30 protein-coding genes are annotated in these 26,066 nt (G+C 67.6%); 16 read left to right on the top strand and 14 right to left on the bottom strand.

Annotation, left to right across the window (positions count from 1 at the left end; translation table 11 throughout):
- Positions 1 to 113 precede the first annotated feature (113 nt).
- The 4 genes from ACWGIC_RS09835 to ACWGIC_RS09820 all read left to right on the top strand — a co-directional run bounded on the left by ACWGIC_RS09835 (position 114) and on the right by ACWGIC_RS09820 (position 2,574).
- Complete coding sequence (locus ACWGIC_RS09835; RefSeq protein ID WP_452075504.1) at positions 114 to 830, top strand: ABC transporter ATP-binding protein; 717 nt, start codon at positions 114 to 116, stop codon at positions 828 to 830.
- Positions 830 to 1,555: an ABC transporter permease gene (locus tag ACWGIC_RS09830; protein WP_452075503.1), complete on the top strand. Its 726-nt coding sequence runs from the start codon at positions 830 to 832 to the stop codon at positions 1,553 to 1,555. Before ACWGIC_RS09835 ends, ACWGIC_RS09830 begins: the two co-directional genes overlap by 1 nt.
- 92 nt (positions 1,556 to 1,647) lie before the next feature.
- A complete protein-coding gene (locus ACWGIC_RS09825) occupies positions 1,648 to 2,034 on the top strand; it encodes an SCO5389 family protein (RefSeq protein ID WP_452075502.1) in 387 nt (128 codons plus the stop codon).
- A 318-nt stretch (positions 2,035 to 2,352) separates the two neighbouring features.
- Positions 2,353 to 2,574: a hypothetical protein gene (locus ACWGIC_RS09820; RefSeq protein ID WP_452075501.1), complete on the top strand. Its 222-nt coding sequence runs from the start codon at positions 2,353 to 2,355 to the stop codon at positions 2,572 to 2,574.
- Positions 2,575 to 2,925: 351 nt separating this feature from the next.
- On the opposite strand, the gene ACWGIC_RS09815 is transcribed toward ACWGIC_RS09820, so the two are convergent.
- Genes ACWGIC_RS09815 through ACWGIC_RS09805 form a run of 3 tightly spaced genes read right to left on the bottom strand, consistent with a single transcriptional unit; the run spans position 2,926 to position 5,020 of the window.
- Positions 2,926 to 3,939, bottom strand: a complete 1,014-nt coding sequence (locus tag ACWGIC_RS09815; RefSeq protein WP_452075500.1) for an LLM class flavin-dependent oxidoreductase — start codon at positions 3,937 to 3,939, stop codon at positions 2,926 to 2,928.
- The gene (locus tag ACWGIC_RS09810; protein WP_093572273.1) at positions 3,909 to 4,067 is read right to left on the bottom strand and encodes a hypothetical protein; all 159 of its coding nucleotides are present in this window, start codon (positions 4,065 to 4,067) and stop codon (positions 3,909 to 3,911) included. The genes ACWGIC_RS09815 and ACWGIC_RS09810 overlap by 31 nt, the downstream gene beginning before the upstream one ends.
- Positions 4,067 to 5,020 carry a class E sortase gene (locus tag ACWGIC_RS09805; RefSeq protein ID WP_452075499.1) on the bottom strand — a complete coding sequence of 318 codons (954 nt, stop codon included), beginning with the start codon at positions 5,018 to 5,020 and terminating at the stop codon, positions 4,067 to 4,069. Before ACWGIC_RS09805 ends, ACWGIC_RS09810 begins: the two co-directional genes overlap by 1 nt.
- 640 nt (positions 5,021 to 5,660) lie before the next feature.
- On the opposite strand from ACWGIC_RS09805, the gene crgA reads away from it, so the two are divergent.
- Together crgA and ACWGIC_RS09795 are read left to right on the top strand one after the other, a co-directional pair.
- Complete coding sequence (gene crgA / locus ACWGIC_RS09800; protein WP_378308754.1) at positions 5,661 to 5,927, top strand: cell division protein CrgA; 267 nt, start codon at positions 5,661 to 5,663, stop codon at positions 5,925 to 5,927.
- 85 nt (positions 5,928 to 6,012) lie between these two features.
- Positions 6,013 to 6,441: a PH domain-containing protein gene (locus tag ACWGIC_RS09795; RefSeq protein ID WP_452075498.1), complete on the top strand. Its 429-nt coding sequence runs from the start codon at positions 6,013 to 6,015 to the stop codon at positions 6,439 to 6,441.
- Here the strand turns inward: ACWGIC_RS09795 and ACWGIC_RS09790 are convergent.
- Both ACWGIC_RS09790 and ACWGIC_RS09785 read right to left on the bottom strand, forming a co-directional pair.
- On the bottom strand, positions 6,415 to 7,389 hold the full coding sequence (locus tag ACWGIC_RS09790) for a rhomboid family intramembrane serine protease (protein ID WP_452075497.1): 975 nt from the start codon (positions 7,387 to 7,389) through the stop codon (positions 6,415 to 6,417). The genes ACWGIC_RS09795 and ACWGIC_RS09790 overlap by 27 nt on opposite strands.
- A gap of 43 nt (positions 7,390 to 7,432) precedes the next feature.
- Positions 7,433 to 7,957: a peptidylprolyl isomerase gene (locus ACWGIC_RS09785; protein ID WP_452075496.1), complete on the bottom strand. Its 525-nt coding sequence runs from the start codon at positions 7,955 to 7,957 to the stop codon at positions 7,433 to 7,435.
- A gap of 206 nt (positions 7,958 to 8,163) precedes the next feature.
- Between ACWGIC_RS09785 and ACWGIC_RS09780 the strand changes: the two genes are divergently transcribed.
- On the top strand, positions 8,164 to 8,814 hold the full coding sequence (locus tag ACWGIC_RS09780; protein WP_452075495.1) for a hypothetical protein: 651 nt from the start codon (positions 8,164 to 8,166) through the stop codon (positions 8,812 to 8,814).
- A gap of 64 nt (positions 8,815 to 8,878) precedes the next feature.
- On the opposite strand, the gene ACWGIC_RS09775 is transcribed toward ACWGIC_RS09780, so the two are convergent.
- Both ACWGIC_RS09775 and ACWGIC_RS09770 read right to left on the bottom strand, forming a co-directional pair.
- Complete coding sequence (locus ACWGIC_RS09775) at positions 8,879 to 9,331, bottom strand: DUF6918 family protein (protein WP_452075494.1); 453 nt, start codon at positions 9,329 to 9,331, stop codon at positions 8,879 to 8,881.
- A 139-nt stretch (positions 9,332 to 9,470) separates the two neighbouring features.
- Positions 9,471 to 9,998 carry a DUF2020 domain-containing protein gene (locus ACWGIC_RS09770; protein ID WP_452075493.1) on the bottom strand — a complete coding sequence of 176 codons (528 nt, stop codon included), beginning with the start codon at positions 9,996 to 9,998 and terminating at the stop codon, positions 9,471 to 9,473.
- 96 nt (positions 9,999 to 10,094) lie between these two features.
- Between ACWGIC_RS09770 and ACWGIC_RS09765 the strand changes: the two genes are divergently transcribed.
- Both ACWGIC_RS09765 and ACWGIC_RS09760 read left to right on the top strand, forming a co-directional pair.
- Complete coding sequence (locus ACWGIC_RS09765) at positions 10,095 to 10,769, top strand: hypothetical protein (protein WP_452075595.1); 675 nt, start codon at positions 10,095 to 10,097, stop codon at positions 10,767 to 10,769.
- A 1-nt stretch (position 10,770) separates the two neighbouring features.
- Complete coding sequence (locus tag ACWGIC_RS09760) at positions 10,771 to 11,409, top strand: pyridoxine/pyridoxamine 5'-phosphate oxidase (protein ID WP_452075492.1); 639 nt, start codon at positions 10,771 to 10,773, stop codon at positions 11,407 to 11,409.
- Between the two features lie 93 nt (positions 11,410 to 11,502).
- Here ACWGIC_RS09760 and ACWGIC_RS09755 read toward each other — a convergent pair whose 3' ends face one another.
- Entirely contained in the window at positions 11,503 to 12,390 is an 888-nt protein-coding gene (locus tag ACWGIC_RS09755) for a hypothetical protein (protein ID WP_452075491.1), read from the bottom strand.
- Positions 12,391 to 12,497: 107 nt separating this feature from the next.
- Between ACWGIC_RS09755 and ACWGIC_RS09750 the strand changes: the two genes are divergently transcribed.
- The 3 genes from ACWGIC_RS09750 to ACWGIC_RS09740 are packed head-to-tail and all read left to right on the top strand — an operon-like array spanning position 12,498 to position 15,791.
- The gene (locus ACWGIC_RS09750) at positions 12,498 to 12,941 is read left to right on the top strand and encodes a helix-turn-helix transcriptional regulator (protein ID WP_009085513.1); all 444 of its coding nucleotides are present in this window, start codon (positions 12,498 to 12,500) and stop codon (positions 12,939 to 12,941) included.
- A 10-nt stretch (positions 12,942 to 12,951) separates the two neighbouring features.
- Positions 12,952 to 13,362, top strand: a complete 411-nt coding sequence (locus tag ACWGIC_RS09745; protein WP_452075490.1) for a VOC family protein — start codon at positions 12,952 to 12,954, stop codon at positions 13,360 to 13,362.
- Positions 13,363 to 13,406: 44 nt separating this feature from the next.
- The gene (locus ACWGIC_RS09740) at positions 13,407 to 15,791 is read left to right on the top strand and encodes an ATP-binding cassette domain-containing protein (RefSeq protein WP_452075489.1); all 2,385 of its coding nucleotides are present in this window, start codon (positions 13,407 to 13,409) and stop codon (positions 15,789 to 15,791) included.
- On the opposite strand, the gene ACWGIC_RS09735 is transcribed toward ACWGIC_RS09740, so the two are convergent.
- A complete protein-coding gene (locus ACWGIC_RS09735) occupies positions 15,788 to 17,203 on the bottom strand; it encodes an amidase (protein ID WP_452075488.1) in 1,416 nt (471 codons plus the stop codon). The two genes, ACWGIC_RS09740 and ACWGIC_RS09735, sit on opposite strands and share 4 nt — an antisense overlap.
- 184 nt (positions 17,204 to 17,387) lie before the next feature.
- Between ACWGIC_RS09735 and ACWGIC_RS09730 the strand changes: the two genes are divergently transcribed.
- Both ACWGIC_RS09730 and ACWGIC_RS09725 read left to right on the top strand, forming a co-directional pair.
- The gene (locus ACWGIC_RS09730; RefSeq protein ID WP_452075487.1) at positions 17,388 to 18,119 is read left to right on the top strand and encodes a helix-turn-helix domain-containing protein; all 732 of its coding nucleotides are present in this window, start codon (positions 17,388 to 17,390) and stop codon (positions 18,117 to 18,119) included.
- 21 nt (positions 18,120 to 18,140) lie between these two features.
- Positions 18,141 to 19,340, top strand: a complete 1,200-nt coding sequence (locus tag ACWGIC_RS09725) for a glycosyltransferase 87 family protein (protein WP_452075486.1) — start codon at positions 18,141 to 18,143, stop codon at positions 19,338 to 19,340.
- On the opposite strand, the gene ACWGIC_RS09720 is transcribed toward ACWGIC_RS09725, so the two are convergent.
- Positions 19,322 to 21,376 (bottom strand): HelD family protein, encoded by a 2,055-nt coding sequence (locus ACWGIC_RS09720; RefSeq protein WP_452075485.1) that lies wholly within the window; start codon positions 21,374 to 21,376, stop codon positions 19,322 to 19,324. The two genes, ACWGIC_RS09725 and ACWGIC_RS09720, sit on opposite strands and share 19 nt — an antisense overlap.
- 85 nt (positions 21,377 to 21,461) lie before the next feature.
- On the opposite strand from ACWGIC_RS09720, the gene ACWGIC_RS09715 reads away from it, so the two are divergent.
- Entirely contained in the window at positions 21,462 to 22,085 is a 624-nt protein-coding gene (locus ACWGIC_RS09715; protein WP_452075484.1) for a TetR/AcrR family transcriptional regulator, read from the top strand.
- Position 22,086: 1 nt separating this feature from the next.
- Here ACWGIC_RS09715 and ACWGIC_RS09710 read toward each other — a convergent pair whose 3' ends face one another.
- The 4 genes from ACWGIC_RS09710 to ACWGIC_RS09695 form a co-directional block, all read right to left on the bottom strand.
- Entirely contained in the window at positions 22,087 to 22,671 is a 585-nt protein-coding gene (locus ACWGIC_RS09710) for a GntR family transcriptional regulator (protein WP_452075483.1), read from the bottom strand.
- A gap of 72 nt (positions 22,672 to 22,743) precedes the next feature.
- A complete protein-coding gene (locus tag ACWGIC_RS09705; protein ID WP_452075482.1) occupies positions 22,744 to 23,370 on the bottom strand; it encodes a hypothetical protein in 627 nt (208 codons plus the stop codon).
- A gap of 127 nt (positions 23,371 to 23,497) precedes the next feature.
- Positions 23,498 to 24,409 carry an alpha/beta hydrolase family protein gene (locus tag ACWGIC_RS09700; RefSeq protein WP_452075481.1) on the bottom strand — a complete coding sequence of 304 codons (912 nt, stop codon included), beginning with the start codon at positions 24,407 to 24,409 and terminating at the stop codon, positions 23,498 to 23,500.
- A gap of 264 nt (positions 24,410 to 24,673) precedes the next feature.
- A complete protein-coding gene (locus ACWGIC_RS09695) occupies positions 24,674 to 25,516 on the bottom strand; it encodes an LLM class flavin-dependent oxidoreductase (RefSeq protein ID WP_452075480.1) in 843 nt (280 codons plus the stop codon).
- A 55-nt stretch (positions 25,517 to 25,571) separates the two neighbouring features.
- Between ACWGIC_RS09695 and ACWGIC_RS09690 the strand changes: the two genes are divergently transcribed.
- Entirely contained in the window at positions 25,572 to 26,048 is a 477-nt protein-coding gene (locus ACWGIC_RS09690; RefSeq protein WP_452075479.1) for a MarR family winged helix-turn-helix transcriptional regulator, read from the top strand.
- Positions 26,049 to 26,066: the final 18 nt, after the last annotated feature.

The raw sequence follows: 26,066 nt of genomic DNA, 5'->3' as shown, positions 1-26,066 counted from the left end.
TCAGCCCCCGGACAGGGGTGGCCCCAGCCCCACCCCTGCCCCCGCAAAACCCCACCTCAACTGGGGTTTCCGGCTCATTCTGCCGGACCCCGGGCGCTTCTAGCGTCGTTCGCATGCGACTCATCGAAGTTTCCGAACTCCGCAAGACCTACGCGGGCCGGGTCGTGGTCGACGGCGTCTCGTTCTCCGTCGAACACGGCGAGATCTTCGGCGTTCTCGGCACGAACGGGGCCGGGAAGACCACGACGGTTGAATGCCTCCAGGGCCTGCGCTCACCGGATTCCGGCACGATTTCCGTACTGGGCCTGGATCCGGCGCACGACGCCGCCGAACTGCGCCGCCGCGTCGGCACCCAGCTGCAGGACGCCCGCCTGCCGGAGAAACTGCGGGTCCGCGAAGCGCTTTCCCTGTTCGCGTCCTTCTACCCGAAGCCAGCCGACATCGACACGCTGCTGACCCAACTCGGCCTCGACGCCCACCGCGACATCGCCTTCGGCAAGCTCTCCGGCGGTCTCCGGCAGCGGCTGTCCATCGCACTCGCCCTGGTCGGCAACCCCGAGCTGGCCATTCTCGACGAACTGACCACCGGCCTCGACCCGCATGCCCGGCAGGAAACGTGGCAACTGGTCGAGAACGTGCGTGCCTCCGGCGTGACGGTCGTGCTGGTCACCCACTTCATGGACGAAGCACAGCGCCTGTGCGACCGCCTGGTCCTGCTCGACCACGGCCGCGTCATCGCCGCCGGCACCCCCGCCGAACTGCTCGCCACCACCGGCCAGCCCACCCTGCACGACGCGTTCGTCGCGCTTACTGCACATGGGGTTCTCTGATGCGCACCTTGCTTGCCACCGAAGCAAAACTGTTCCTGCGCACGCCGCTATGGGCGATCCTGGGCGTCCTCCTTCCGACCGCGATCCTGCTGGGCGTCGGCTCGATCCCCGGAATGCGGAAACCAAGCCCCGCCACCGGCGGCTACCGATTTGTCGACCTGTGGGTGCCGTCGCTGGTGGTGATCGCACTGGCGATGCTGGGCTTGCAGGTGATCCCGGCCGCCGTCGCGTCCTACCGCGAGCACGGCGTCCTCCGCCGCCTCGCCACGACACCCGTGCCGCCCGCGTACCTGCTGTTCGCACAGGTGCTCATTCACGCCGCCGTCGCGCTGGCCGGGGTGGCGCTGATGCTCGTCACCGCCAGAATCGCCTTCGACGTACCGATCCCGCGACATCCCGGGCTCTTCCTGCTGGCCCTGCTGCTGGGTCTCGTCTCGGTCTTCGCCCTGGGCCTGATCGCCGCGTCCGTCGCCCGCACCGGCAAGGCTGCGGGCGGACTGGCGATGATCGCGTTCTTCCCCATCATGTTCCTCGGCGGCGTCTACCTTCCGCGGCCGCTGCTGCCAGCGGCGATCCAGAAAATCGGCGCCTACGTCCCGCCGGGCACCCAGCCGTTGCAAGACGCTTGGGTCGGCAACGGCGGGCAGCCGCTGCAGTTCGTCGCGTTGGCCGCCTTCGCGCTGAGCGGAACGGCGCTCGCCGTGCGGCTGTTCCGGTGGGAGTAATCCACCAAAGTGGTGATGAAACTCGTTTTCTCTTGTGGCGGGGTCCGGCGGGCCGGTAGCTCTGAGGGGTACCGCTGACCATGGAGGTTGTCTTGTCCTTGGACGTATCGCCCGCGCTGCTGGAAAAAGCCGAACGCGGAGAGGTCTCCGACGCCGAGTTCGTGGCCTGCGTGCGGGATTCGCTGCCGTACGCGTGGGAGGTCATCACCGGAGTGATCGCCGAAGCGGACACCGCCGCAGACGGATTCGCGGACAACGAAACCCCGCCGCCGAGCGAGGCCGAACGCGGCCAGCTGCTGCGCGCACTGGCCTCGGACGCGATCCGGGGCGGGCTGGAACGGCATTTCGGGGTGAAGCTGGCGTTCCAGAACTGCCACCGGGTGGCGGTGTTCCGGGAAGCGGACGGCGATCGGTACCGGGCGTTCGTTTCGCCGCGGGGGCAGTTGCTGAACCAGAGCCCTGAACTGCGGGACTGCTGAGTCTGGGTTTGAGGATCGGCCTGGTCAGGGGATTCCTCTGGCCAGGCCTTTTCTTCTGCTCAGGTGGTTCTGCACTCCACTGACGTCACTGAGGCGGCGACCTTGGTTTTCGTGGACGGGGTGGTCAGCACGGTGTTTCGGACAGTCGTTTTCCCAGGGCTCGTGCCTGACGAGGTCTCCGTGATCAGACCGCTTTGGTCGCCGGTGATCTCGTAAGTGATGTCGCACGTGTACTGGTCGAGCTCCGTCGTGCCCTTATACGTAAATTTCGGCTCTACCACCACATTGCAGCCAGCGGACCCGAAGCACTGCTTGGAAATGGTCTTCAAGGAGACATCGAACTCGCTTGCCGCCGGCGGGATGGCGGTCTTGTGCGTTGGCAGTGACGCTGACGGACTGACCGTGCTGGAATCGAACATGCTTTTCCACGTCGACGATGCCGATGTCGGCTCCGCGGAATTAGTACCTGTCGATGAGCCGCATGCGACCAGGGAGATCAGCAGCACGGACGCGGCGATCGCAAAACCGATGGGTCTGTGAACCGACATTTGTTCCCCCAGAGGCTCGCCGCTTAGAGTGTGTCGGGTTTGTACTCGCAAGGATCATCGTCGGTGTTACACGGCGTGAGGTGGTCAACGGTCGAAGCGCGGGCCTGTGACGTGTCGCGGCGCGCCCACAATGACCAGGTCCAGAGCCCATTAAGACAGACCTTGAGCCTGCACCGAGAGACTAAAAGATTCTCTGCTGCGGTAGCGATCGCGTTTGAGCTATTACGGAGAGTGCACTCCGCTGATCTCCACGGTCTATCCGGATGACTGTCACCGAAGCAGCGGCGAGCACAGCCAAGCAGCGTCCAGCCGTAGAACCCCCGGCAGAACCCGAACCTGCGAACTAGAGATGAGAAGGCTTAAGCGCCCGCAGCGCGGGAAGCACCTCAGCACCGATCCGCGCAATATTCGCCATCGTGCCCTCCGCCGTACCGGACGCCTCCACGAACATGATCACGTGAGACACCCCGGTACGCCGGAAACTCGTCCGCAACGTCTCGACGCAATGCTCAACCGACCCCACCGGATGGATCGCGCACAGCTTTTCCGTGTACTCCCAAGGATCCCGAGCCGGTCCAGGCCGGTCGTCCACCGGAACATGGGCAGCTAGGCCGTCCGACAACCACTCCGGCAACGCGCGGCGCACCACATCCGCAGCATCATCCCCGACCTGGCACAGCACAGTCGACACATGAGCTGCGGGCGCACCGTAAGCAGCGACCGTCGCCGCCTTCTCGGCATCATCCGCGTGCAGGCCCAGCAACAACGGCAGCTCCCGTTCCGCAGCCAACCGCACCGCAGAAGAAGTCGGCCCACCGCAGGCCACTACGACCCGAGCAGGCCGTTGCGGAACCGGGCGCAGCAAAACCTCCCGGAACGCGAAATGCGACCCCTGAGCCGAAACCCGGCCCGCAGCGGCAGTCAGCAGCAAATCCAGCGACTCCGCGAAACCCGTTTCATACCGCGGCAATCCGGTCCCGAACACCTCCAGGTCCTGCCACGGCCCACCCCGGCCAACACCCAACCGCAGACGTCCACCGGAAACCGCGTCGAGCATTGACCACTGCTCGGCCAACGCGACCGGATGCGTCGTGGACAGCACGCTCACCGCTGTACCAACGCTGATCCGCGAAGTCTGCCCAAGCACGTGCGCGGCGAGCGTGATGGCCGACGGGCACACGCCGTACGGCATGAAGTGATGCTCGGCCAGCCACACGTCGTCGAAACCGGCAGCCTCGGCCGCGGAAGCAGCGCGGACAGTACGCCGCAGTACGGCAGCGTCGTCCTGGCCCGGGAAGCGGCCCGAGACCAGGAAGACACCGAACCTCAGTTGTTCACCGACACGTTGTTGAACCACAGCAGCGGGTCCAGCCACGGGAACACCACGAACATCAGCAGCGCCACGATCCCGAGCACCAGCACGAGTGCGATCGCGAACTTCACCGCGAACGGACCAGGCAGATGCCGCCAGAGCCAGCCGTACATCAGGAACCGACTCCGATCTTCTTCAGCAACGTCGTGTAATCCGGCACCTGCGTCTTCGGCACCTGACGGGTCAGCACGGAGGTGATGATCAGCCGCTCCTTCGCGGAGAACTGCGGGTGACACGTAGTGAGCGTGAGCAGCGAAGCCTGCTGTGCCTTCGGCAACGCCCCGGCCGGCTTGTACGGCACCGCGTTCACCGCGTCGCCCTGGCTCGGCTGGACGACCTTGCGGCCGAACGTCTCGTCGTACGGTCCGCCGCCGGGGATGCTCGAATTGCGCAGCGTCCCCACGCCCTTGCATTCCGGCTGCGCGCCCTTGCCGCTGCTCCAGCCCTTGACCTCGTCGTCGTACGGCAACACCTGGTAGATGAAGAAATCGGAGTGCGTTTCGATGACGATCTGGTCGCAGGAACTCAGGTTGTCCAAGTCGTTGAACGGCGCGCCCTTGCCGACGCGGTGTCCGGCGATGCCGAAGTTGCCCGGTTCGCCCGGCAGCGCGGTGCCCTTGTAGTGGCCGGGACCGACCGCCAGCGAATCCTCGCCGGTGCCTTCCTGGATAGTGAAGTTGAAGTCCGCGCCGAACGACGGGATGTGGATGCGCGCGAACGCCTTGCCGTCGATCAATTCCGGGTGCAGCGTGCGGTCCTGCTGCCAGTCGCCGTCGAGCTGGTCGCTCGCGGTGTGCTGTTTCTCCGCGGAGAACAGGTCGGTGACCCACACCTCGTACACCATGAACAGCAGCACGATCACGCCGAGCGTGATGAAGATTTCGCCCGCGGTGCGGATCGCGACCCCGCCCTTGCCCAGCGGCGGCGGGGTTTTCTTGGCCTTCTTGTCGTCCTCGTCGGCGACAGCCACCGCGGAGAACACCTCGGTCGGCTGATCGGCGAACTCCGGGCCGGTCATCCGCCGCCGGGACGGATCCGGGGCCGCGGAACCCACCCGGCGAGGCATCGGACGGCCCTCTTCCGGCTGGCGACGGGGGCGTCGGCCGGGATCTCCGGGCTGGGCACCGAATTCGCCGGTACGGCGCGGGCCGTCGGGGCGTCGCTGCGGGGTGCCTTCGGCACGGAACTCGGCCGTCCGCCGGGGTCCGTCACCGCCTTGGCCGCCGAAATCACCGCCGCGGGGGTCACCCTCGCGGGGCCTGCCTTCACCCGCCCGCCCTTGCACCGGCCGGTTTTCGCCGCCGTCCGGGCGCGGTCCACCCCGGTCGATCGGCGTGCGCTGTTCGGGTGATCTCCGGCCCGGATCGCCGGCCACTCTTCGTCGCGGCGGGGTCTGCCCGGACTGCCGCCTCGGCGGCGGGGGCTGGCGGCGGACCGGGCGGTCAGGTCCCGTGCCGGGGCGGCGGTCGTCCTCGCCCGGCCAATCTTGCGGCGTCACGCAAGCTCCTCCCGCGCCCGGCCGGAGCCCTCCTCGGGACTCCAGGTGGCGCTATTGTCACAGTCTGAGAAACCCGACCGCTCCCGCCCGGTGCTGCGGAGCCGTCCTTTACGTTAACGTGTGCACGTGGCGCTGGTTGCGCACCCCGACAGCGGGACCTCGTCCAGGATGCCGCCACCAGGAATGCCCGAGAGCACGCGAGGAAACGATGCCGAAGTCGAAGGTCCGCAAGAAGACCGCGTACACCCCGCCTGTCGACCGCCGCACCCCGGTGAAGGTCCAGGCCGCGGGACCGTCGAACCTGTTCTACAAGATCGTCATGTTCGGCCTCATGCTCCTCGGGCTGGCGTGGCTGGTCGTGAACTACATCGCCGGCGACAAAGTTTCGTTCCTCAGCGAACTCGGAAACTGGAATTTCGCCATCGGATTCGCCGCGATGATCGCCGGCCTGCTGATGACGATGCGGTGGCGCTGACCATCCGCCGGATCAGCTTTGCTCCGGACGGCCGATTGACACCGAATCACACCGGTGTGACTCATCCCCAGTGTGGATAACCCCTGTGGATAACCACCCGGCCTCCTGGGCCCCGCGCCGAAACCTCGTGGTAGTGGCGTGGGGCCTGACCACGTTGCTGCTGGTCGGGACCGTTCTGGACGCGGTCTTCGGCGACGGCAAGGGCGCGGTGCTCACGGGCCTCGCGACGCTCGCCGCTGGCGCGTTCGCGGTCCACTGGACGCTCGTCCGCCCGCGCCTGGCCGCCGACGCCGATGGTTTGCGTGCTCGCACGCTCAACGGCACTCATCAGCTCCCCTGGACCGGCACGACGGTCCGGCTGCGCAGCACCCGGCGGCTTGGGCGTGACGGCGTGACGCTCGAACTTGAGCACGCCGACCAGCTGTTCATTTTCGGGCAGACCGACCTCGGCGAGGATCCTCGCGACGTGCTGGACGCGCTCGCCGAGCTACGCGCTCGCTCCACCGGAGCCTGACGTCACGCAGAAGTACTGGGATTCGCCCTGGTACTGCACGTACAGGCACGTCTGCGGCGGGATCTGGGTGGCTCGCCAGCCGATCAGCCCGACGAGCGCGACCGCGACGATAGCCGTGCCGATCGCCTGCCACCGGGCCAGGTTCTTGGCTGGCGCGTACAGCATCGCGGCAGTCACCAGTGCCCCGGTAACAAGCCCGCCCGCGTGCGCGAAGAGCGAGATGCCGGAGATGGAGAAGGTGATGTAGGCGTTGATCACCAGGTTGATCAGCAGCGCGGTGGGGTTGAGCCGAAGCTTCAGGACGATCACCGCGTAGCTGCCGAGCAGGCCGAAGATCGCACCGGAAGCCCCGGCGGTCCACCGGCCGGGGTCCTCGAAGAGCAGCACCGAGGCCGAGGCACCGAGCATGGACACGAAGTAGAGGGCCAGATACCGAACCTTGCCGAAGACCTGCTCGAGCGCCCGGCCCATCATCCAGAGCGAGAACGCGTTCGCGGCGATGTGAATAGGCCCGTAGTGCAGGAAACCCGAGGTGAGAATCCGCCACCACTCGCCGTTGCCCAGCGCGGCTCGGGTCTGCAGGGTGCCCATCTGCTCAAGCGGGGCGAAACCGTTGTTGAACAGGCTCTTCGCCTGGAAAACGGTGATCAGGAAGATCACCACGTTCACCGCGATCAACGTCGCGGTGACGACGTACGAATTCGACAGCCGGGCCCCGGCGATCGTGCGGGAGCCCATCCCGGCGTCTTGATACTGCCGGTGCTGCTGTTTCTGCTGTTGCGCCCCGGACTGGACGCAGTCGGTGCACTGGAACCCCACCGGGGCTTCGCGCAGGCAGTCCGGGCAGGCCGGACGCCCGCAGCGGGCACAGCTGAGACCGGTCGGGCGGTTCGGATGCCACCAGCAACCGGGAAGGGCGGGCGCGGACGGGTTCGGTGGTTGGCTCACGATGACTCCAACCTACCGAAACCCCATCCCTGCCTGCGGCGCGTCAGTCTTCGACGGTGATTTTCTCGATGACCATGTCGGACAGCGGGCGGTCCGCCGGTCCGGTCGCGGTGGTCGCGATGGCGTCGACGACATTGCGGGACTCCTGGTCCGCCACCTCGCCGAAGATCGTGTGCCGGAAGTTCAGGTGCGAGGTCGGCGCGACGGTGATGAAGAACTGCGAGCCGTTGGTGCCCGGCCCGGCGTTCGCCATGGCCAGCAGGTACGGCTTGGAGAACTGCAGCTCCGGGTGGAACTCGTCGCCGAACTTGTAGCCGGGGCCGCCGCGGCCGGTGCCCGTCGGGTCACCGCCCTGGATCATGAAGCCGTCGATGACCCGGTGGAAGATCGAGCCGTCGTAGAACGGACCGGAGTTGCCGCCCTTCGCGTTCGGCTGGGTGTACTCCTTGGAGCCGGTGGCCAGCCCCACGAAGTTCGCCACGGTCTTGGGCGCGTGGTCGGGCAGCAGGTTCACGTGGATGTCACCCTGGTTGGTGTGCAGGGTGGCCTTGCGGGCGCTTTCAGTCACGCCGCCATCGTGCCACCCCTTCGCACAAATGGGGGGTTCAGGGGGCCGTCCGCGCCTGTCGCGCCGGACGTTGGCCCAGGAAGAAGACACTTTCTCGAGGTTTCCGAGACGCCCGCAGCGGGAAGCCGCAGCGGTGCGGGCGGAAAAAGGGCAGGATAGATGTCAAGCAACAGATCTGTTTCACAACGATTGATGAGGTGAAGACCATGACCCGGGCCGTGGAATCGGTCGGTGAGTCGGCCAAATCCGGCTCGGCGGACCTGCGGAAGCTGGTCGTCGAGGCGGGCAAGGCGGGCGCGAAGGCCGCCGAGGCCGGCGCGGAGGAGCTGGGCAAGCGGAGCCGCCGGGCCCGGCGCAAGCTGGCGAAGAAGACGGAGCTGACCCGCAAGGAGCTGAAGAAGAGCTCCGCCGCGGCGCGCAAGGAAGCGCTCGCCCGCATCGCCGAGATGAAGAAGCCGGGCCGCAAGGCCAAGAAGGCCGCGATCAAGGCCGCCGCGTCGGCTGGCGAGTCGAAGCGTCGCGGCAAGAAGGACTTCAAGGCGGCGAAGAAGGAGTTCCGGGCCGCGCTGGAGGAGGCGAAGAGCGCCGCCAAGGGCACTCGCAAGCGTCGCCGCTGGCCGTGGATCCTGGGTCTCGGCGCGGTCGCGGTCGGCACCGCCGTCGCGCTGAAGTCGCGTCAGCAGGAGCCGCCGGTCGCCCCGGCCCCGCCGAAGGCCACCCCGCCGGCTCCCCCGGCACCGCCCGCCAAGCCGGCTCCCGAGGCGAAGGATGCCAAGGACGCGAAGGACGCCAAGCCGGGCGAGCCGAAGACGAACGGCAAGGCGCCGAGCACGTCGGCTGCGGAGAAGAAGAACTGAACACGCGAAAAGGGCCCCGGGAAGTGCGTCCCGGGGCCCTTTTTCGTGTTGTCGCTCAGCCGGTTCAGACCGCGGCGGCGTGCTTGTCGATCAGCTTGCCCAGACGCGGCAGCGCCTCCTCGACGTTCTTCTTGCCGTTCGGGCGCAGCTTCGAGTAGACCTTCTTGATGCTGTCGCGGCTGCTGCGCTCGGCGCGGCTGTCGGTGACCCCGAGCAGCGCGTCCGAAGCCTCGTCCGAGCGGCTGCTCAGGTAGGCGCCGAAGTCGTTGCCGCCCTTGGCGCGGTAGTCGCCGTAGAACGGCTCGAGGGCGACGGCGAAGTCGTCCAGCAGGCTGTCGACGGCGGACGGGATGATGCCCGGCTTGATCTTCTTGACGGCGGCGAAGCCGGTCTTCACGACCGCGCCCGAGACCCCGCCCTTGTCGGAGACCTCGGCGTCCACGAGCTCTCCGAGGTCAGTGACCACGTTGGGGCGACGGCTCGAGTCGAGCAGGATTTCCTTGAGGGTGTCAGCCACGAATCTGTCCTTGTCGTCAAAGGGGGTAACCAAGTTTTCGGTGCCGGACGGGCACCCGCCGCGCGAGTGTTGGGGGGACTGCGCGTGCTGCTTAGAGTAATACAAGATCAACTTCACTCACCCGTGCGGAGCCCGTTACTCAGAGCTTCAGGGCAGCGATAGCCTTTTTCGCCACTGTGCGTGCTTTGATGCTCTGCTTCTGATTGCTCGTCACGATGACCGCGGCCTCGCCCTTCGCGACGGCGTAGACCACCCCGTCGCCGGACGGCTGGTAGCCGCCCTTCCACCCCGCCGGATCCGAAGCCGGGTTCGAGGTGTCGACCGGCGCGGCCTTGTTGACCAGCGCGGTCGCGACGTCGCTCTTGCCCACGTACACCCGCACGCTCAGCTGGACGCTGCCGTCCGGGCGGTAGAAGAAGCACGTCGGATGCGGCTCGTCGTCGGACACCCGCACCTTGGTGACGTGCTGTCCGTTCGCGTCCTGCACCGTCTCGTTCGACAGGTACGGGCATTCCGCGGTGCGCGCGGGCTGCGGATCGGGCGGCAGCCCCGCCGAGGCCGAGGCGGAACTCGCCGGCGCCGAAGACGGGGTCTCCTTCGCCGGGCTCGACGGATTGCAGCCGGCGAGCAGGACCAGGGCTGGGGCGAGAACGAGAAGTCGGCGCATGGCGGGCACAGTCAACCATGCCCGGTGAAGTCCGCGCGAAGGGCGGCGCGTGCGACGATGACAGCGGATTCCGCTCAGCCCGGGGAGGTCGCGGACGTGCTCACGCCCGAGCAGTACTTGCAGGTGGTCGCCGAACGCGTGGTGCGCAGCGGCGGCAGGCTCAACACCGTCCAGATCGGACCGGTGACCGCCGCGGTCGGCCTGTTCACCGAGTCGATCATGCTTTCCACGATGAACTACTGCGTCGTCGCCGGGGCGTACCCCGAGGTCGACGCGGCGACCCTGCAGCAGTTCACCGGCATGGCCACCCAGCACGCCCGCGCCAACGTGCAGGGCACGATCGGCTGGACCGCGGCGTCGGTGGTGATCTGCGGGCTGGTCGGACGCGTGCACCCGGACGCCGCGCAGTTGGCGAGCGCGAAGACGAGCAACCAGTTCGGCGGCGAAACCCGGATGGTCGCGGTGGATCCGCACGCGGGCATGACCTACGCCTTCACCGGCGGGAAGCTCTGGGGCGCGGCGATGCACGGCGCGATCAACGCGAAGCTGACGTTCTGTTTCCCGCAGCCGGGCGAGGCTTTCCAGCAGGTGCAGTGGCAGGCGCAGCAGCAGGCGGCTTACCGGCAACCCCCGCAGCAGGGTCCCGGCGGGTTCCCCGGCCAGATTCCGTCCGGGCCGATGCCGCAGACCGGCCCTCCGCCCGCCGCGGGTCCGGCCGGGCCGCAGCCGCCGCACTACCCGCCGCCGGGGCAGCCGCCGTACGGTCGGTGACATGGTTTCGTTGCGCGGCTGGCAGTCGTTCCCCGAACAGCTTCCGGAATTCGACCCGGACCAGACCCCGGAGACGCCCGAGGAGCTGTTCCTCGCCTGGCTGACCGAAGCCGGCGAGCACGTGCTGGCCCCGCACGCCGTCACTCTGTCCACAGTGGACGCCGAGGGCGCGCCGGACGCTCGCGTCGTGATCCTCAAGAACGTCGACGAGGACGGCTGGGCAGTCGCGACCAGCTCGGAAAGCCCAAAGGGCCAGCAGCTGGCGGCGAACCCGCGCGCGGCGCTGACGTTCTTCTGGCCCGGCCGCGGACGGCAGGTGCGGGTGCGCGGTTTGGTGGTTCCGGCCGCGCCCGAGGTGTCCGCCGCCGATTTTCTCGACCGGCCGCCCGCGTCGCGCGCCGAGGCGTACGTCGGGCATCAGTCGGAGGTGCTGACGGATCCGGCCAAGTTGGTCGAAGCCGCCGCGTCAGCCGCGGACTGGGTGACGGAAAACCCGGACGCGGCACCGGAAACGTGGACGCGCTACCTGATCCAGCCGGAAACGGTGGAGTTCTGGCAGGCCTCGCACGACCGGCGGCACCTCCGGGTCCGCTACCGCCGCGAACCCGCGGGCTGGGTTCGCGAACGCCTCTGGCCCTGACCCGTGCCGCCCCAATGCCACATTGGGTGCATCTCACGCACCCAATGTGGCGTTCGGTGCGTCCCACGCACCCAATGCCACATTGGGGTGCGCTTAGCTGAGCCGGGAGTTGGCGCGCAGCTTGGAGATCGCACCGACGGTGGCGTAGCCGCGCCATTCCAGCGCGGCCGCCGGGGAGAAGCTGGCGAAGTCGACCGTCCAGCCGCCGTCGGGCTGCTGGCCCTCTTCCAGCCGGGTCAGGTCCGCTTCGATCGCCTCCGGGGTGAACAGCCGCCGGGACGGGCCGGGCACCGGGCTGAAGTCCAGCGGACGCAGCACCTCGCCCTCGGAACCGCCTTGGACCGGGACGATCCCGTTGTCCGGCAGGAATCTCGCCAAGCCAGTCAGCAGTTCGCCGGCTTCCGGGTACCGGTCGTACGCGGCGTCGAGCAGGTGGATCGCGAAGCTCAGCTCGATGACGTGCGGCATCTCCTCGAGGTCGCGGATCGCGCGCAGGCAGGTCTCGGTCGCCCGCGCGAGCCACGGATGCGCCGCGACCGCCGGGTCGTGTTCGGCGACCCGCCACGCCGCCGACGCGGTGAACGCCGTGCTCTGCAACGAGAACACCGCCGGATCGGCCCCGGTCCAAAAAGGAGCGCACGCGGTCGGGTCGGCGACCGGGAACGCGAACGGCAGCCCGCCGTCCGGGAACGACACCGAGTCCAGCCAGTCGCACAGCTGCGCGGCGTGCGGCGTGGTCACCGGCGCGACGTCGGCGAACACCTCGAACGCGTGCAGCGCACCGCCCGGCTGGCTCTCCGGCGCGCGCAGGTCCGGTTCCAGTCCCCAGCCGTAACCGCCGTCCGGATTCCGGTAGGCCGCGACCGCCGCGAGCACCTCCTCGGCTCGCCCGTTTCCCTGCAGCAGCTCGAACCGCCGCTGGTCCAGCAATCGGCCGTGCCCGGCGAGGAACGGGGCGACGGCCTCCAATTTCACAGTCACCCGGACACCGTCGCACGGGTGTCGCGCGAGGGTCTTGAACGAATCGGCCACCAGCCCGAACGGGCGGATTACTGGGGCTGAAGCGATCGCCGTGGCACGATTCGGAAGTGACCAGCAAACCGGACGACGCGCAGCGATTGGCCGATCTCGCACGGTTGCGCCGGGTGCGCGACCGGATCGACCGCGAGTACGCCCGTCCCCTGGATGTCGAGGCGCTCGCGCGAAGCGTCAACGTCTCGGCCGGGCACCTCAGCCGGCAGTTCCGCGCCGCTTACGGAGAGTCGCCGTATTCGTATCTGATGACCCGTCGCATCGAGCGTGCGATGGCGTTGCTGCGCCGCGGCGATCTGAGCGTCACCGAGGTGTGTTTCGAGGTCGGGTTCTCGTCGCTGGGGACGTTCAGTACCCGCTTTACCGAGCTGGTCGGGAAGCCGCCAAGCGTTTACCGGCAAGAGGAGACCGGAGCGACCGAGGGCATGGCGCCGTGCGTCGCGAAACAGGTCACGCGACCGATCAGGAATCGAGAAGCACCCCGCTCGGCGCGCACCTAGTGTGATCGCCATGGAGATGACCATTCACGCGAGCTTCCTCCCGCACACCGATCCGGAAGCGACGCTGACCTTCTACCGCGACGTCCTCGGCTTCGAGGTGCGCAACAACGTCAAATACGGGGACATGGCCTGGATTACCGTCGGCCCGCCCGGACAGCCGGACACGTCGGTCGTGCTGCAGCCGGTCGCCGCGTTCCCCGGCCTCACCGACGACGAACGCCGGATGATCACCGAAATGATGGCCAAGGGCACCTACGCCGCGCTGAACCTCGCCACCAAGGACGTCGACGCGACCTTCAACCGGTTGCAGGCCAGCGACGCCGAGGTCGTGCAGGAGCCGACCGACCAGCCCTACGGCGTCCGCGACTGCTCCTTCCGCGACCCGGCCGGAAACCTGATCCGCATCCAGCAAGCGAACTGAAGAAGTCCGAGCCGGACCTCTGGGGAAAGAAACTGGGAGAGACGATGACCAAGGCCAAGGGGAAGACCACGCCCTCGCCGGAGCACGCCGCCGACAGCCATGACCTGATCCGCGTGCAGGGCGCCCGCGTAAACAACCTCAAGGACGTCAGCGTCGAACTCCCGAAGCGCCGGTTGACGGTGTTCACCGGGGTGTCCGGCTCGGGCAAAAGCTCGCTGGTGTTCAGCACGATCGCGGCGGAATCGCAGCGGCTGATCAACGAGACCTACAGCAGTTTCGTGCAGGGCTTCATGCCGACGCTGGCCCGTCCCGAGGTCGACGTCCTCGACGGGCTGACCACCGCGATCATCGTCGACCAGCAGCGGATGGGGGCCGATCCGCGTTCGACGGTCGGCACCGCCACCGACGCCAACGCGATGCTGCGGATCCTGTTCAGCCGCCTCGGCACGCCGCACATCGGGTCGTCGCAGGCGTTCTCGTTCAACGTCGCCTCGATCAGCGGGGCGGGCGCGGTCACCGTGAAGCGCGCCGGCAAGGAGATCAAGGAACGGCGCAGTTTCAGCGTCACCGGCGGCATGTGCCCGCGTTGCGAGGGCCGCGGTTCGATCAACGACATCGACCTTTCCCAGCTGTACGACGACACGAAATCGCTCGACGAGGGCGCGCTGACCATCCCCGGCTACACCCCGGGCGGCTGGAACTACCGGCTCTACAGCGGTTCCGGCCTGGTCGATCCCGCGAAGCCGATCCGCAAGTACACGAAGCGCGAGCTGCAGGACTTCCTGTACAAGGAACCGACGCGGATGAAGATCGAAGGCATCAACATGACCTACGAGGGTCTGGTGCCGAGGATCCAGAAGTCGTATCTGTCCAAGGACGTCGAGGCGATGCAGCCGCACATCCGCGCGTTCGTGGACCGGGCGGTCACCTTCGCGACGTGCCCGGAGTGCGACGGGACGCGGCTGAGCGAGCTGGCGCGGTCGTCCAAGATCGACGGGATGAGCATCGCCGACGTGTGCGCGATGCAGATCAGCGACCTCGCCGACTGGGTCGGGAAGCTGTCGGACCCGTCGGTCGCGCCGCTGCTGAAGTCGTTGCACGAAACGCTCGAATCGTTCGTGGAGATCGGCCTCGGCTATCTGTCGCTCGACCGGCCGGCGGGCACGCTGTCCGGCGGCGAAGCGCAGCGGGTGAAGATGGTCCGGCATCTCGGCTCGTCGCTCACCGACGTCACCTACGTTTTCGACGAACCCACCATCGGCCTGCACCCGCACGACATCCAGCGGATGAACGACCTGCTGCTCCGGTTGCGGGACAAGGGAAACACCGTCCTCGTCGTGGAGCACAAACCGGAGGCGATCGCGATCGCCGACCACGTGGTCGACCTCGGGCCGGGCGCGGGCACGAACGGCGGCACGGTGTGTTTCGAGGGCACTGTGGACGGTCTGCGCGCGAGCAAGACGTTGACCGGCAAGCATTTGGACGACCGTGCCTCGCTCAAGCCGTCGGTGCGGGAGCGCACGGGCGTGCTGGAGATCCGCGGCGCGAACACGCACAACCTCCAGGACGTGGACGTCGACATCCCGCTCGGCGTCCTGTGCGTGATCACCGGCGTGGCCGGGTCGGGCAAAAGCTCGCTGATCCATGGGTCCATCCGGGAATCCGATGACGTGGTTTCGGTCGACCAGGCCCCGATCCGCGGTTCGCGGCGGAGCAACCCGGCGACCTACACCGGGCTGCTCGAACCGATCCGCAAGGCCTTCGCCAAGGCCAACAACGTGAAGCCCGCGCTGTTCAGCGCCAACTCCGAGGGCGCGTGCCCGAACTGCAACGGCAACGGCGTCATCTACACCGACCTCGGGATGATGGCCGGGGTGGCCACCACCTGCGAGGTCTGCGAGGGCAAGCGGTTCGACGCCTCGGTGCTGGAGTACCACTTCGGCGGACGGGACATCAGCGAGGTGCTCGCGATGTCGGTCGCCCAGGCCACCGCCTTCTTCGCCGAGGGCGACGCGAAAACCCCGGCCGCGCACCGGATCCTCGAACGGATGGAGCAGGTCGGCCTCGGCTACCTGACCCTCGGCCAGCCGCTGACCACCCTGTCCGGCGGCGAGCGGCAACGGCTGAAGCTGGCGACGCACATGGGCGGAGGCGGCGGCGTGTACATCCTCGACGAGCCCACCACCGGCCTGCACCTCGCCGACGTGGAGCAACTGCTCGGGCTGCTGGACCACCTGGTCGAATCGGGCAAGTCGGTGATCGTCATCGAGCACCACCAGGCCGTGATGGCGCACGCCGACTGGATCATCGACCTCGGCCCCGGCGCCGGGCACGACGGCGGCCAGGTGGTCTTCGAGGGAACGCCCGCCGAGCTGGTGAAGAAGAAGCGGACGCTCACCGGGAAGCACCTGGCCGCCTACGTCGGCTAGTCGAGGTCGAGCGGCGGCCGCCGGTCCGTCCAGGGAAGTGCCTGCTCCAGCGTGCGGGAGACCTGCAACAGCAGGTCCTCCCGCCACGGCGCGGCCACCAGCTGGACGCCGACCGGCAGGCCGCTCGCCTCGTCGTGGTGCAGCGGAAGGGAGATCGCCGGCTGGCCGGTCACGTTGAACAGCGACGTGAAGACGCCCATCGGGTACGCCGCGACCACCGGATTCCCGCTCGCTCGCCACGCGCCGACCTTCGGCGGGAGGCACGCCATGGTCGGCGTGACCAGCAGGTCGAAGCTGTCGGTGAAAGCCTCGACAATGCGGCGCGACAGCACCTGGGTCTTGTGCACGCTCTCCGCGTAAGTCCAGGAATCGACCGACTTCGCCGCCTCGCGCTGTGCCCGGTTGTGCGGTTCGACGCGGTCGGGGTCGACCAGCGGGATGCCCGCGCTGGCAACGTTCCAGACCTTCATGAACGTCGAGATCAGCTCCTCGGACGTCGGCAGCGGAAGCGGTTTGTCGACGATCTGATGTCCGGCTTCTTCGAGCGCGCGAAGAGTTTTGTCGACCGCGGCAAGACAAGCCGGGTCGACAGCGATGCCGTCGATCAGCGAGGTGGTGAGGACGCCGATCCGCAGGCCGGTCGGCGATTCCGTGCACAGTGCGTCGGCGAGGGAACGCGTGGGCGTCGGCTGCGACCACCACGCGCCGGGGTCATGTCGCGTGAGGACGTCCAGTACGGCGGCGGTGTCGGCCAGCGTCCGGCTGACGACGCCGCTGGTCGCGAAGCCCTCGACCTCCACCACGGCGTTCGTGACCAGGCCGCGGGTCGGCTTCAGCCCGACGAGACCGGTGCACGACGCCGGGATGCGGATCGAGCCGCCGCCGTCCTCCGCGTGCGCGACCGGAGCCATTCCGGCGATGACGGCGACCCCCGCGCCGCTGGACGAACCGCCGGGCGTGCGGTCGGAGTCCCACGGGTTGCGAGTGATGCCCTGCGCCTCGCTTTCGGTGAACGGCACCGCGCCGAACTCCGACGTCGTGGTCTTGCCGAGCGGGAGGAAGCCCGCGTCGGCGAACCGCCGCACGACCGGGTCCGACTTCGACTGCGGCGCCCGGTCAGTGGCCAGCGAGCCGTAGGTGGTCGGCCAGCCGGCGACATTGGCGAGGTCCTTGATCGGCAGCGGAACCCCGTGGAACGGCGGCAGTTCCTCCGGCTTGGACCGCGCCACGACGTCGGCGGCGGCTCTCGCGGCGGCACGGACCTCGTCGTCGGCACGGAAGCAGAAGGCGTTGAACTTCGGATCAAGCTCGGCGATGCGGTCGAGGCAGCAGTCGGCGACCTCGACCGGGCTCACCTCCTTCGCCCGGATAGCGGCGGCGACTTCCACTGCGGAACTGAACGGATTGACCATGACGGATCCCCTTTCCGATGTCCGCTCAGCCTGGTCGGGGCGGTGGTCGCCGGTCTTGGAGAAATGTCGCGCCGCCGGATTTACGTACGATGACGGCATGCGACCAGCCGAGTGGGCTCGCGACGGAGCAGCGGTGTGGGGCATCGCCGTGCCATCACGGCCGAGTCGGTTGCCAGGTGTGCAGATGGCCGGATTCGTCGGCGACACCGTCGACCTGGTCGACCTGACGGTGGTCCCGTACCCGGCGGTCACGCTGTTCCTCAATCTCCGCGAAACGCTGCTCATCAACGACGTGGCGCGAGGCAGCATTGTCGCCGGGCTGGCACCGCAAGGGATGCGCGTGCGCGGACAAGGCATCGAATGCGTGCAGATCCGGCTGTCCCCCGCGGTCGCGCACGCGGTGCTCGGGACGGAGCTGAGCGGCGAGGTCGTGTCCCTCGAGGACGTCTGGCCGACCGAGCTGCCAGGCCAGCTGCGCGCGCTGAAGTCCTGGAACGAGCGGTTCGCGCTGGTAGAAGCCTGTTTGGGGAAACGATACGAAGCCGGTCGCACCGTCGATCCGGAAGTCGCCTTCGCCTGGCAGCGGATGGACGCGCACCGCGGTCAGGTGCGGATCGAGCAGCTGGCCGACGAAACCGGATGGAGCCGGAAACGGCTGTGGTCCCGGTTCCGCGGCCAGTTCGGGCTGAGCCCGAAACGAGCCGCCCAGCTGGTCCGGTTCGACCACGCGGTGCACCGGCTCGCCGCTGGCGAAAGCCCGGCGACGGTGGCGGCGGAGAGCGGATACGTCGACCAGTCGCACCTGCACCACGAGGTCAAAGCCTTCGCCGGAGTCACGCCCGCGGCCGCCGCGAACGCACCGTGGCTCGCGGTCGACGAGGTCGCCTGGTCCCGCCCCCACTGCGCGAACGGGTGATCGCCCCGGCATGATCGCGGAGTGACTTCCATCCGGCCCCCCGCTGTCGCGTTGCGCCGGTGGCTAGACGACGTCGGCACCCACCGGCGGACAGTGTTCGCGCTGCTCATCGCCGCGGTCGCGGCAGCAGTGGCGATACTGTGGCTCGTCTGCACGATGTGGCCGCTCGACCTGGAGATCTACCGCTCCGGTGCGCGGGCGCTCGCCCAGGGCGAGGACGTCTACGGCCCGCTCCCGCCGACCCGCGCCGGGCTGATCCTGCCGTTCATCTACCCGCCGTTCGCGGCCGTCGTGTTCCTGGTGTTCGCCGCGATGCCGCTGCCGCTGGGTGCGATGGTGATGCTCGGCGTGTCCCTGGCGTGTCTATGCGGAACGGTCTACGTCGTGGTCCGGCCGCACGCCGGACGGCGGACCGCGCTGTTGGCGGCGCTGCTGATCGGAGCCGGCTCGCTGGCCTTCGAACCGGTCCGCGAAACGTTGTGGTTCGGGCAGATCAACCTGCTGCTGATGGCGCTCGTGGTGATCGACTGCCTCGGCCCCCGCACCCGGCTGCCCCGCGGTGTCCTGCTGGGCCTCGCCGCCGCCATGAAGATCACCCCGGCCGGCTTCCTGCTGTTCTTCCTGCTGAAAAAGGACTTCCGCGCGGCCGTGACGACGGTGGTCACCTTCGTGCTCGCTGGTGTCGCCGGGTTCGTGATCGCGCCGGAAGCGTCGATGAAGTACTGGTTCGGCGGCGGCCTGACCGGCGCGTCCGGCATGAGCGGGTCGATTTTCGCGACAAACCAGACCATCCAGGGTGCGGTGCACCGATTCGGACTTCCGGACACCCCGACGCTGATCCTCGTCGCGGTGCTGACCCTCGCCGCGCTCGCGCTGACCGTGCCCGCGATGCTGCGCGCCGACCCGCCGATGGCTTTCCTGCTCAACACGGCGGCGATCCTGGTGTGTTCGCCGATTTCCTGGTCGCACCACTGGGTGTGGATCGTGCCGGCGGTCGTGCTGTTCGCCGCCCGCGCGCACACCAGGATCGCGGTCGCCGGATTGGTGGCGGTAGCGGCGATTTTCGTGATCGGACCGCATTCGTGGCTGCCGAAGAACGGGTACCTGGAGCTGTCGTGGGGACCGGTCGAGCACCTGATCGGCAACAGTTACTTGCTGCTGGCTCTGGGTTTTCTCGGCTGGCAGTTCTACGCGACGCGCCGTCAAACCGCCGCGGTCTGAGCCAGCAACGGCTCCGGCAGCCGATCCGCGTGCAAGACGTGCAATGTGCTGACCGCGCGAGTCAGCGCGACGTACAACCGTTGCAGCCCACGCTCTTCCGCCGCCACGATCCGAGCCGGTTCGACCACCAGGACCGTGTCGTACTCCAGGCCCTTCGCCAGACTCACCGGCGCCAACGTAATCCGGGCCGTCCCCTCGGTGCCCAGCACCACATGCTCCAACCCGCGCTCGCTGAGGGCCCGATGCAGCTCAGGGATATCCGCGTCCGCGGCCAACAACCCGATCGACCCTTCCTGCGCCAGCGCTTTCGCACAAGCCTCGACCGCAGCGGCCACCGTCTCGTCCGTTTCGGTCAGGTGCAAGGCATCCGCCGAATACCGGAACGACGTGGGACTGCGCAGATCGGGTGCGATGTGCGGGAGCAGCCGGGCGGCGAAGTCGAGAACATCCGCCGGAACGCGATAGCCGTGCGTGAGTTCTTCGATCCGCCCGTCTGGCCTTTCCAGATGGTTCAGCACGGTCGCCCAATCGCGGACCGCTGACGGGCTGGTCGCCTGCGCGACGTCGCCGAGAACCGTGCACGCCCCCGCCAACCTGCGCGCGATCGCCCGCAGCTGCATCGGGCTGAGATCCTGCGCCTCGTCGACCACGACGTGCCCGAGCTTCGCCGGCCGCTCGATCAACGCCGCGACCTCGTCCAGCAACGCCAGATCGAGCGTTGACCAGGTCATCGCCTTACGACTGCGCGGCCGCGGCCGGAGCAGGGCTTCCTGTTCCTCGGCAGTGAGGATTCCGTCCGCCGCTTCGGCGAGGCACGTTTTCTCGGTAAGCAGCTCGTAGACCAACCGCGCAGGCTCGACGGCAGGCCACATGTCGCGAACCGCCTTGTTGATCGCGGCGTTGCGGCGAAGCTGATGGAGGGTCGCACTCGTGCCGCCGGACCGCTCCATCTCGCGCAGAACCCGATGCGCGAGCCGCTGGGCCAGCAGTTCGCGACCAGCGCTGTAATCCGCTCCACGGCTGAGGATTCCGGTGAGTTCCTCGGCGATGTCTTCGGGATACAACCGCCAAGTCCGGTGCTGATACTTCACTTCGATCGTCCGGTCGACCGGCTGAATCCGCGCCCACAGATGCCTTCGGACGACCTCCGCCATCCGAGCGTCGCCCTTGATTCGCGCCGCCCGCGGCTCGTCTACGCGCTCGACCAGATGGTCAGGACCGGTCAGTTCGTCAATCGTGGCCTGGGAAACCGCCACCTCGCCCAGCGCGGGAAGCACACCCGCGATGTAAGCGAGAAACGACCGGTTCGGCCCGATCACCGCGACCCCGCCAGCCTTCTGCAGCCGGACCCGCTCGGTGTAGAGCAGATACGCCAGCCGATGCAGACCGACCGCCGTCTTGCCGGTCCCCGGTGCCCCCTGGATGCACAGCGTCCGATCGACCGGTGCCCGGACGAGCCGCATCTGGTCCGGCTGGATCGTGGCGACGATGTCGCGCATCGGCCCCTGCCGCGGCCGCTCGATCTCCGCCGTGAGCAGCCGATTCGCCGACGAACCCGGCCGGTCGAGCGGTTCGTCCTCGTACGCGCTGAGCACCCCCGCCTGGTCGAAGCCGTACCGGCGGCGGACCCGCACCCCCATCGGATGATCGTGATCGGCCTCGTAAAACGCCCTGGCGAGCGGTGCGCGCCAGTCGATCACCAGAGGTTCGCCGTCGTCGTCGCGGATCCCCCTGCGCCCCAGGTAAACGAGGTCGTGCTCCGGCGACCGGGTGTGCGATCCGCGCGCGGCCTCGTAGACCTCTCCGGGCGGGTAGTCGAGGCGGCCGAAGAAGAGCGGAGCGTCGTCGATATCCGCTAGCTCCTCGGCGATCTCGGTGCGAAACTGCCTGAGGACGTGGTTGAAGTACTTGTCGTCGACCGCGTCGCCCTCGCCCATCCCCGTCGCGATCGCGGTCTTGATCTCCTCCCGCATGCGGTCCAGCTCTGCGTGACAGGCCTGGAGATACTCGCGCTCCGCCCGGATCTCTGGTTCCACTCCCGCCCCCTGTTTCTTGACTAAGTTAAATATACAACTGAGTCAAGTTTTTATCCGGGTTCGGGTTCCGGCTAGGCTGACGCCTGTGTCAGGACTGCGCGAGCGCAAACGCCGCCGCACGAGGGAAACAATCGCCTCGGCGGCCCTTCGCCTGTTCCGGGAATCCGGCTTCGACGGGGTCTCGGTAGCGGACATCGCCGCCGAGGCGGAGGTCTCGAAGCCGACCCTGTTCGCGTACTTCCCGACCAAGGAAGACCTGGTCATCCACCAGTTCGTCGACGAGAACGGCCCAGCGGAGATCGTCCGCGCCCGGGAAGAGGGGGTGCCGCCGCTGTCCGCGCTGGAACGGTCTTTCCTGGACCGCCTGGCCAACCGCGACCCGCTGACCGGCCTGAACGACTCCCCGGACGCGATCACCTGCCACACGCTGCTGTACTCGACGCCGTCGCTGCTGGCTCGGCTCGCTACTTATCTGCTGGAGAAGGAGCAGGAGCTGGTCGAGGAGCTGAGGTCGTCGTGCGGGGTGGAGGACGAGTTCACGGCAAGGCTGGTGGCTTCGCAGATTTTCGGGGCGCAGCGGATTTTGGGGTTTCACAACGCCCGGGAGATTCGCGGGGGTCGGAGCGCGGATGAGACTTACCCGGGGGCGGTGGCTCGGGCGGAGGCGGCTTATCGGGTGTTGAGGGATGGGTTGTCTTCGGTGCTTTGACTCAGTCTGCGGGCCATGCGTAAGACAGCTGGTAGCGATCAGCGGCGAGGATCATGTCATTGACCTCCAACGGGAGACCGGTCTCGCCAAGAGCGATCCGGGTTACCGTCAGGACGGGCGTTCCTTCGGAAAGACGCAGAAGTGCTGCCTCGTTCGAGGTCGGCATCCGCGCGCCGACGTGCTCGACGAACGATCCGAGCGAATGACCAGCCTCCTCAAGCCGCGCGTAGGTTCCGCCGGGGCCGCTATCGGCTTGCTCGATCGCAGTGCCACGCGTCAGCTCGCGCGAGAGGCGGGACACCGACAGCTGAACCGTCTCCCCGTCCGCGCGCATGACCCGATCCCGCACCGTGACCTCGGTGCCTTCGTCGAGTGCGAGATGTTGCGCCACCCGGGCATCTGCCTGCTCGAACCGGACTTCTACCGTCGAGAACGGAATGAATCCGCAGGCCTCGGCGTCCGCGAGAAACGCCGCCCGGTTTTCCGCCCGGACAGCGCGCGACAGTCTGCCCCGGGAGCTGCGCTGGATGTCGGCAGGCTGGACGAAATCGACCATGCCCCATCTTCGCCTCGACGCCCCCTGCACGAAAAGGGCCAGGCCCCGAAGGACCTGACCCTATTCCCGACCACCCGGCACCCCAAGCCGGAAAGCCAATCCTCAGTTCTGGTCCGGGCTGTCGATCGGCACACCGTGGTAACCCGTGCCCTGGTCCTGCGCGGACGGCGGGTCAACCGGAACCCCGTTGTAGCCAGTCCCATGGTCCTGCGCGTCCGGGTTGTCGATCGGAGCGCCGTTGTAGCCCGTGCCCTGCTCCTGCGGGTCCGGAGTGTTCTCGTCCTTGGGCGGAGTGGTGTGCAGCTTGAGACCGCCCTTGCCGCACCGGATCTCGTGCGTGCCGTCCGCGCCGGTGTCGGTCAGGCACTTCCAGCCCTGGACAGTCAGCATGTAGTTCGATCCGACGGCCTGGTCGATTTTGTCGAAGTATTCGGTAATAACGTTGAACGCTTCGGTGCACCCAACGGTACCGGCTTTGGTCGCGTCCGCGATCAAATCAACCTTGCGCGGCCCGACCGGTCCGCCGAGAGAACTGCAATTAACGTCCTCCGCGCTGGCCCCGCCACCGCCGCTGCCACCCTTTTTCACCGGCGTATCCGGCTGCTGCACCTGGTTCTTCGCCGCGACGTTGACCGGGGCGGATTGGTTGCTCGCCGGGGCTGCCGAATTCTGGCCAGAGCACGCGGAAAGCAGTGCGACCGCGCCGAGAGCGGCTGCGACGGTGGCCATTTTGACAGTCTTCATGAGCATTTCAATTCTCCCCTGACCAGCTCTTGTCTTTCCCTTTGCCTATAGAGACGCACACCTCCGTAGCGGGTTGCGAAGAAATTCCCGCGAACTTCTCAGCCCGGCTCTCTCAGTCCCAAAACCGCACTTCGGGGTACCGCGGCGACGGTCCGTCCAGCAGCCGCTGGTGCACTCCGCGCAGATGCTCGTCCAGGAACGCGGTCAAGTACGCCTCGCTGACCCGGATCGCCCGCAGTGGATCGATCTTCAGTCCCGGCACCTTCACCCCGGCTTGCTGGCAGAGCAGCAGTTGATCGGTGAACATGCTGTGTTCGCCGTCGTCGACGGTGATCCACCGCTTCCATCCGGTCATCTCGCGCCACGCCGAATCCCACGACGGGTCGACCTTCCCGCCCGGCACGTGCACCGGTTCCCCGAACTGCAAGAACGGCCGGTCCAGGCCGGTCACCGGGAAGTAGTACCTGCCGTCCAGCATCGCCCCGGCGCGGATCCTCCGGTCGGCCAGCATCGCGGGTGCCGTGCTGGCTCCGCCGATCGAATGCCCGATCATCGCGATCCGGCGCGCGTCGATCAGCCGTCCGCCGCTCCACACCGGGTTCCGGCCGACGAGCCGATCAAGCACGAACGACACGTCAGCTGCCCGGGTTTTGACGAGTTTTTCCCAGTCTTGGCTCCGACAAGCGACGCATTCCGTCGTATGCCCGTCCGGGAAGGTCGTCGCGATCGACTCGTAGTTATGCCCGATCCCCGCGACGACGTACCCACGGCTGGCCAGCTCCTCAGCCAACGACGACAACGTCGCGCGCGGCAACGTGAACCCGGGCGAGAGCACCACCAACGGCATTCGCCGGTGCTGCGGTGGAGCATCCACAGTGGAGTGTGTGCGCACCTTCGTCAGCGCGTCCTCAGGCACTGACGTATCGCCCAGCTCCTTCACCATCAACGCTGATTCCCGCGGCGTGAGGTATTGCTTGGCCCGGCGTCCCGGATACTGCGCCGGGTACCACAACGTGACCATCATTTCCCGTCGCTGCGAAGGAACCCACGGATCCGCGCGGGAGGTGTCGGTGAAGTGAAAGGTGGTAGTCCCGACCGGTGCGAAGCCACCCGGCGACGGCAACGCCAATCGTGGTGCCGCCTGCGCGGTCCCTGCCCCGATTATCACTCCAAGCACCGCCGCGATGACCGCTATTACGCGTAGTCTCATAAACCCAGCTTGGAGCGGCCCGGCACCGCGCAGCATCGGTGATGTCCCCGATACCGGAGTCATCTTCCTGGACGATGGTCAGCCCACGACGTCCGCCAGCCGAGCGATTTCGTCCACGTCATCAGTGACCGGCACGAAGATCAGCTCGTCCACACCCAACTCGGCGAACTCCGCAACAGACTGCCGAATCATCTCCGCGGACACACACGGCACCACGCTTTCCGCGACTTCCTTGGGAGCCAACCGATAAAAGTCCCGGACGTTCGCCACCCCAGCGTCGACGTCTCCCAAAACGAAGTACGCCAACGAAACCAGCCGCGGCGCTCCGTCCCGACCGCCCTCGCTCCAGGCGCGTTTCGCCGCTTCAAACCGGGGCGCGGTCGCCGCCACCGACCCCGAACCAGCGATATACCCCGTGCCCCACCGCACCATCCGCTGCAACGCCTGCTCGGTGTAGCCGCCGAACAACATCGGCACCTGCCGAGTCCCAGCCGGCACCGCCGCGTTCTCCCCGCGAGGCTTGCCGCCCCACACGTCGCGGTAAATCTCCAGGTCAGCATCAAACCGCGCACCCCGGCCGCGCGCCCCAAGCCCGGGCACGGTGAACTCCTCCTCCCGAAGCCCCACCCCGACCCCGAACGTCAGCCGATGCCCGGAAACCCCGTCGATGCTCGCGATTTCCTTAGCCAGCAACGCGGCCGGCCAAGTCGGCGCGAGCAATACGCCGCTGAGCAGCCCGATCCGGGTCGTCGCCCCGGCCGCGGCCGCCAGCGAAACCGTGTCGCTCACGCCTGGATACGCATACCTGCCGATCGTCGCCAGCGAGGAAAAGCCCGCCTCCTCCGCCCACGCCGCCCATCGCGGCACGACCACGGGGTCGACATCGCGCACTTGATTCGGAAGTCCTACGCCGATTCGCACCAGATGTTCCTCTCGAACTGTTGCCTGACCCAGCGTTGAATGACAGCATGCTGTCATGTCCGACAATGTAGCGATACGACAGCATGCTGTCAAGAAAGCCTGTGACGCCTACAACGACCTGATGGACGAGGTCATCCGGCTCTCCGACGTCCTGGAGGCAGTCGGCAACGGCATCGCCCGCCCCACGGGGTTGAGCGTCGCGCGGTATCAGGTGCTGGCCGCGGTCGAAGGGCAACCCGCCCCGGTCGCAGCCATCGCCACGCAGCTAGGCCACACGAGGCAAAGCGTCCAGCGCGTCGCTGATCTCCTGGTCGACGAAGACCTGGCTCGCTACCGTCCGAACCCCGCGCACCAGCGCGCCAAACTGCTCGAAGTTACGCCGACCGGCCGCACGGCTTTGCACCGAATGCAAGCGGCGTACGAAGATCTGGCCCTGCGCACGACCGACGGTCTTGACCTGGAACGATTGGAACTGGCCCGCCGGACGCTCATCGAACTGCAACACCGTCTGCGATCCGAACTGCCCTCCTGACCCTGCTCTGCCAAGGAG

The organism is Amycolatopsis sp. NPDC054798 (assembly GCF_053611505.1).
This window is presented reverse-complemented; position numbering and strand designations above follow the sequence as displayed.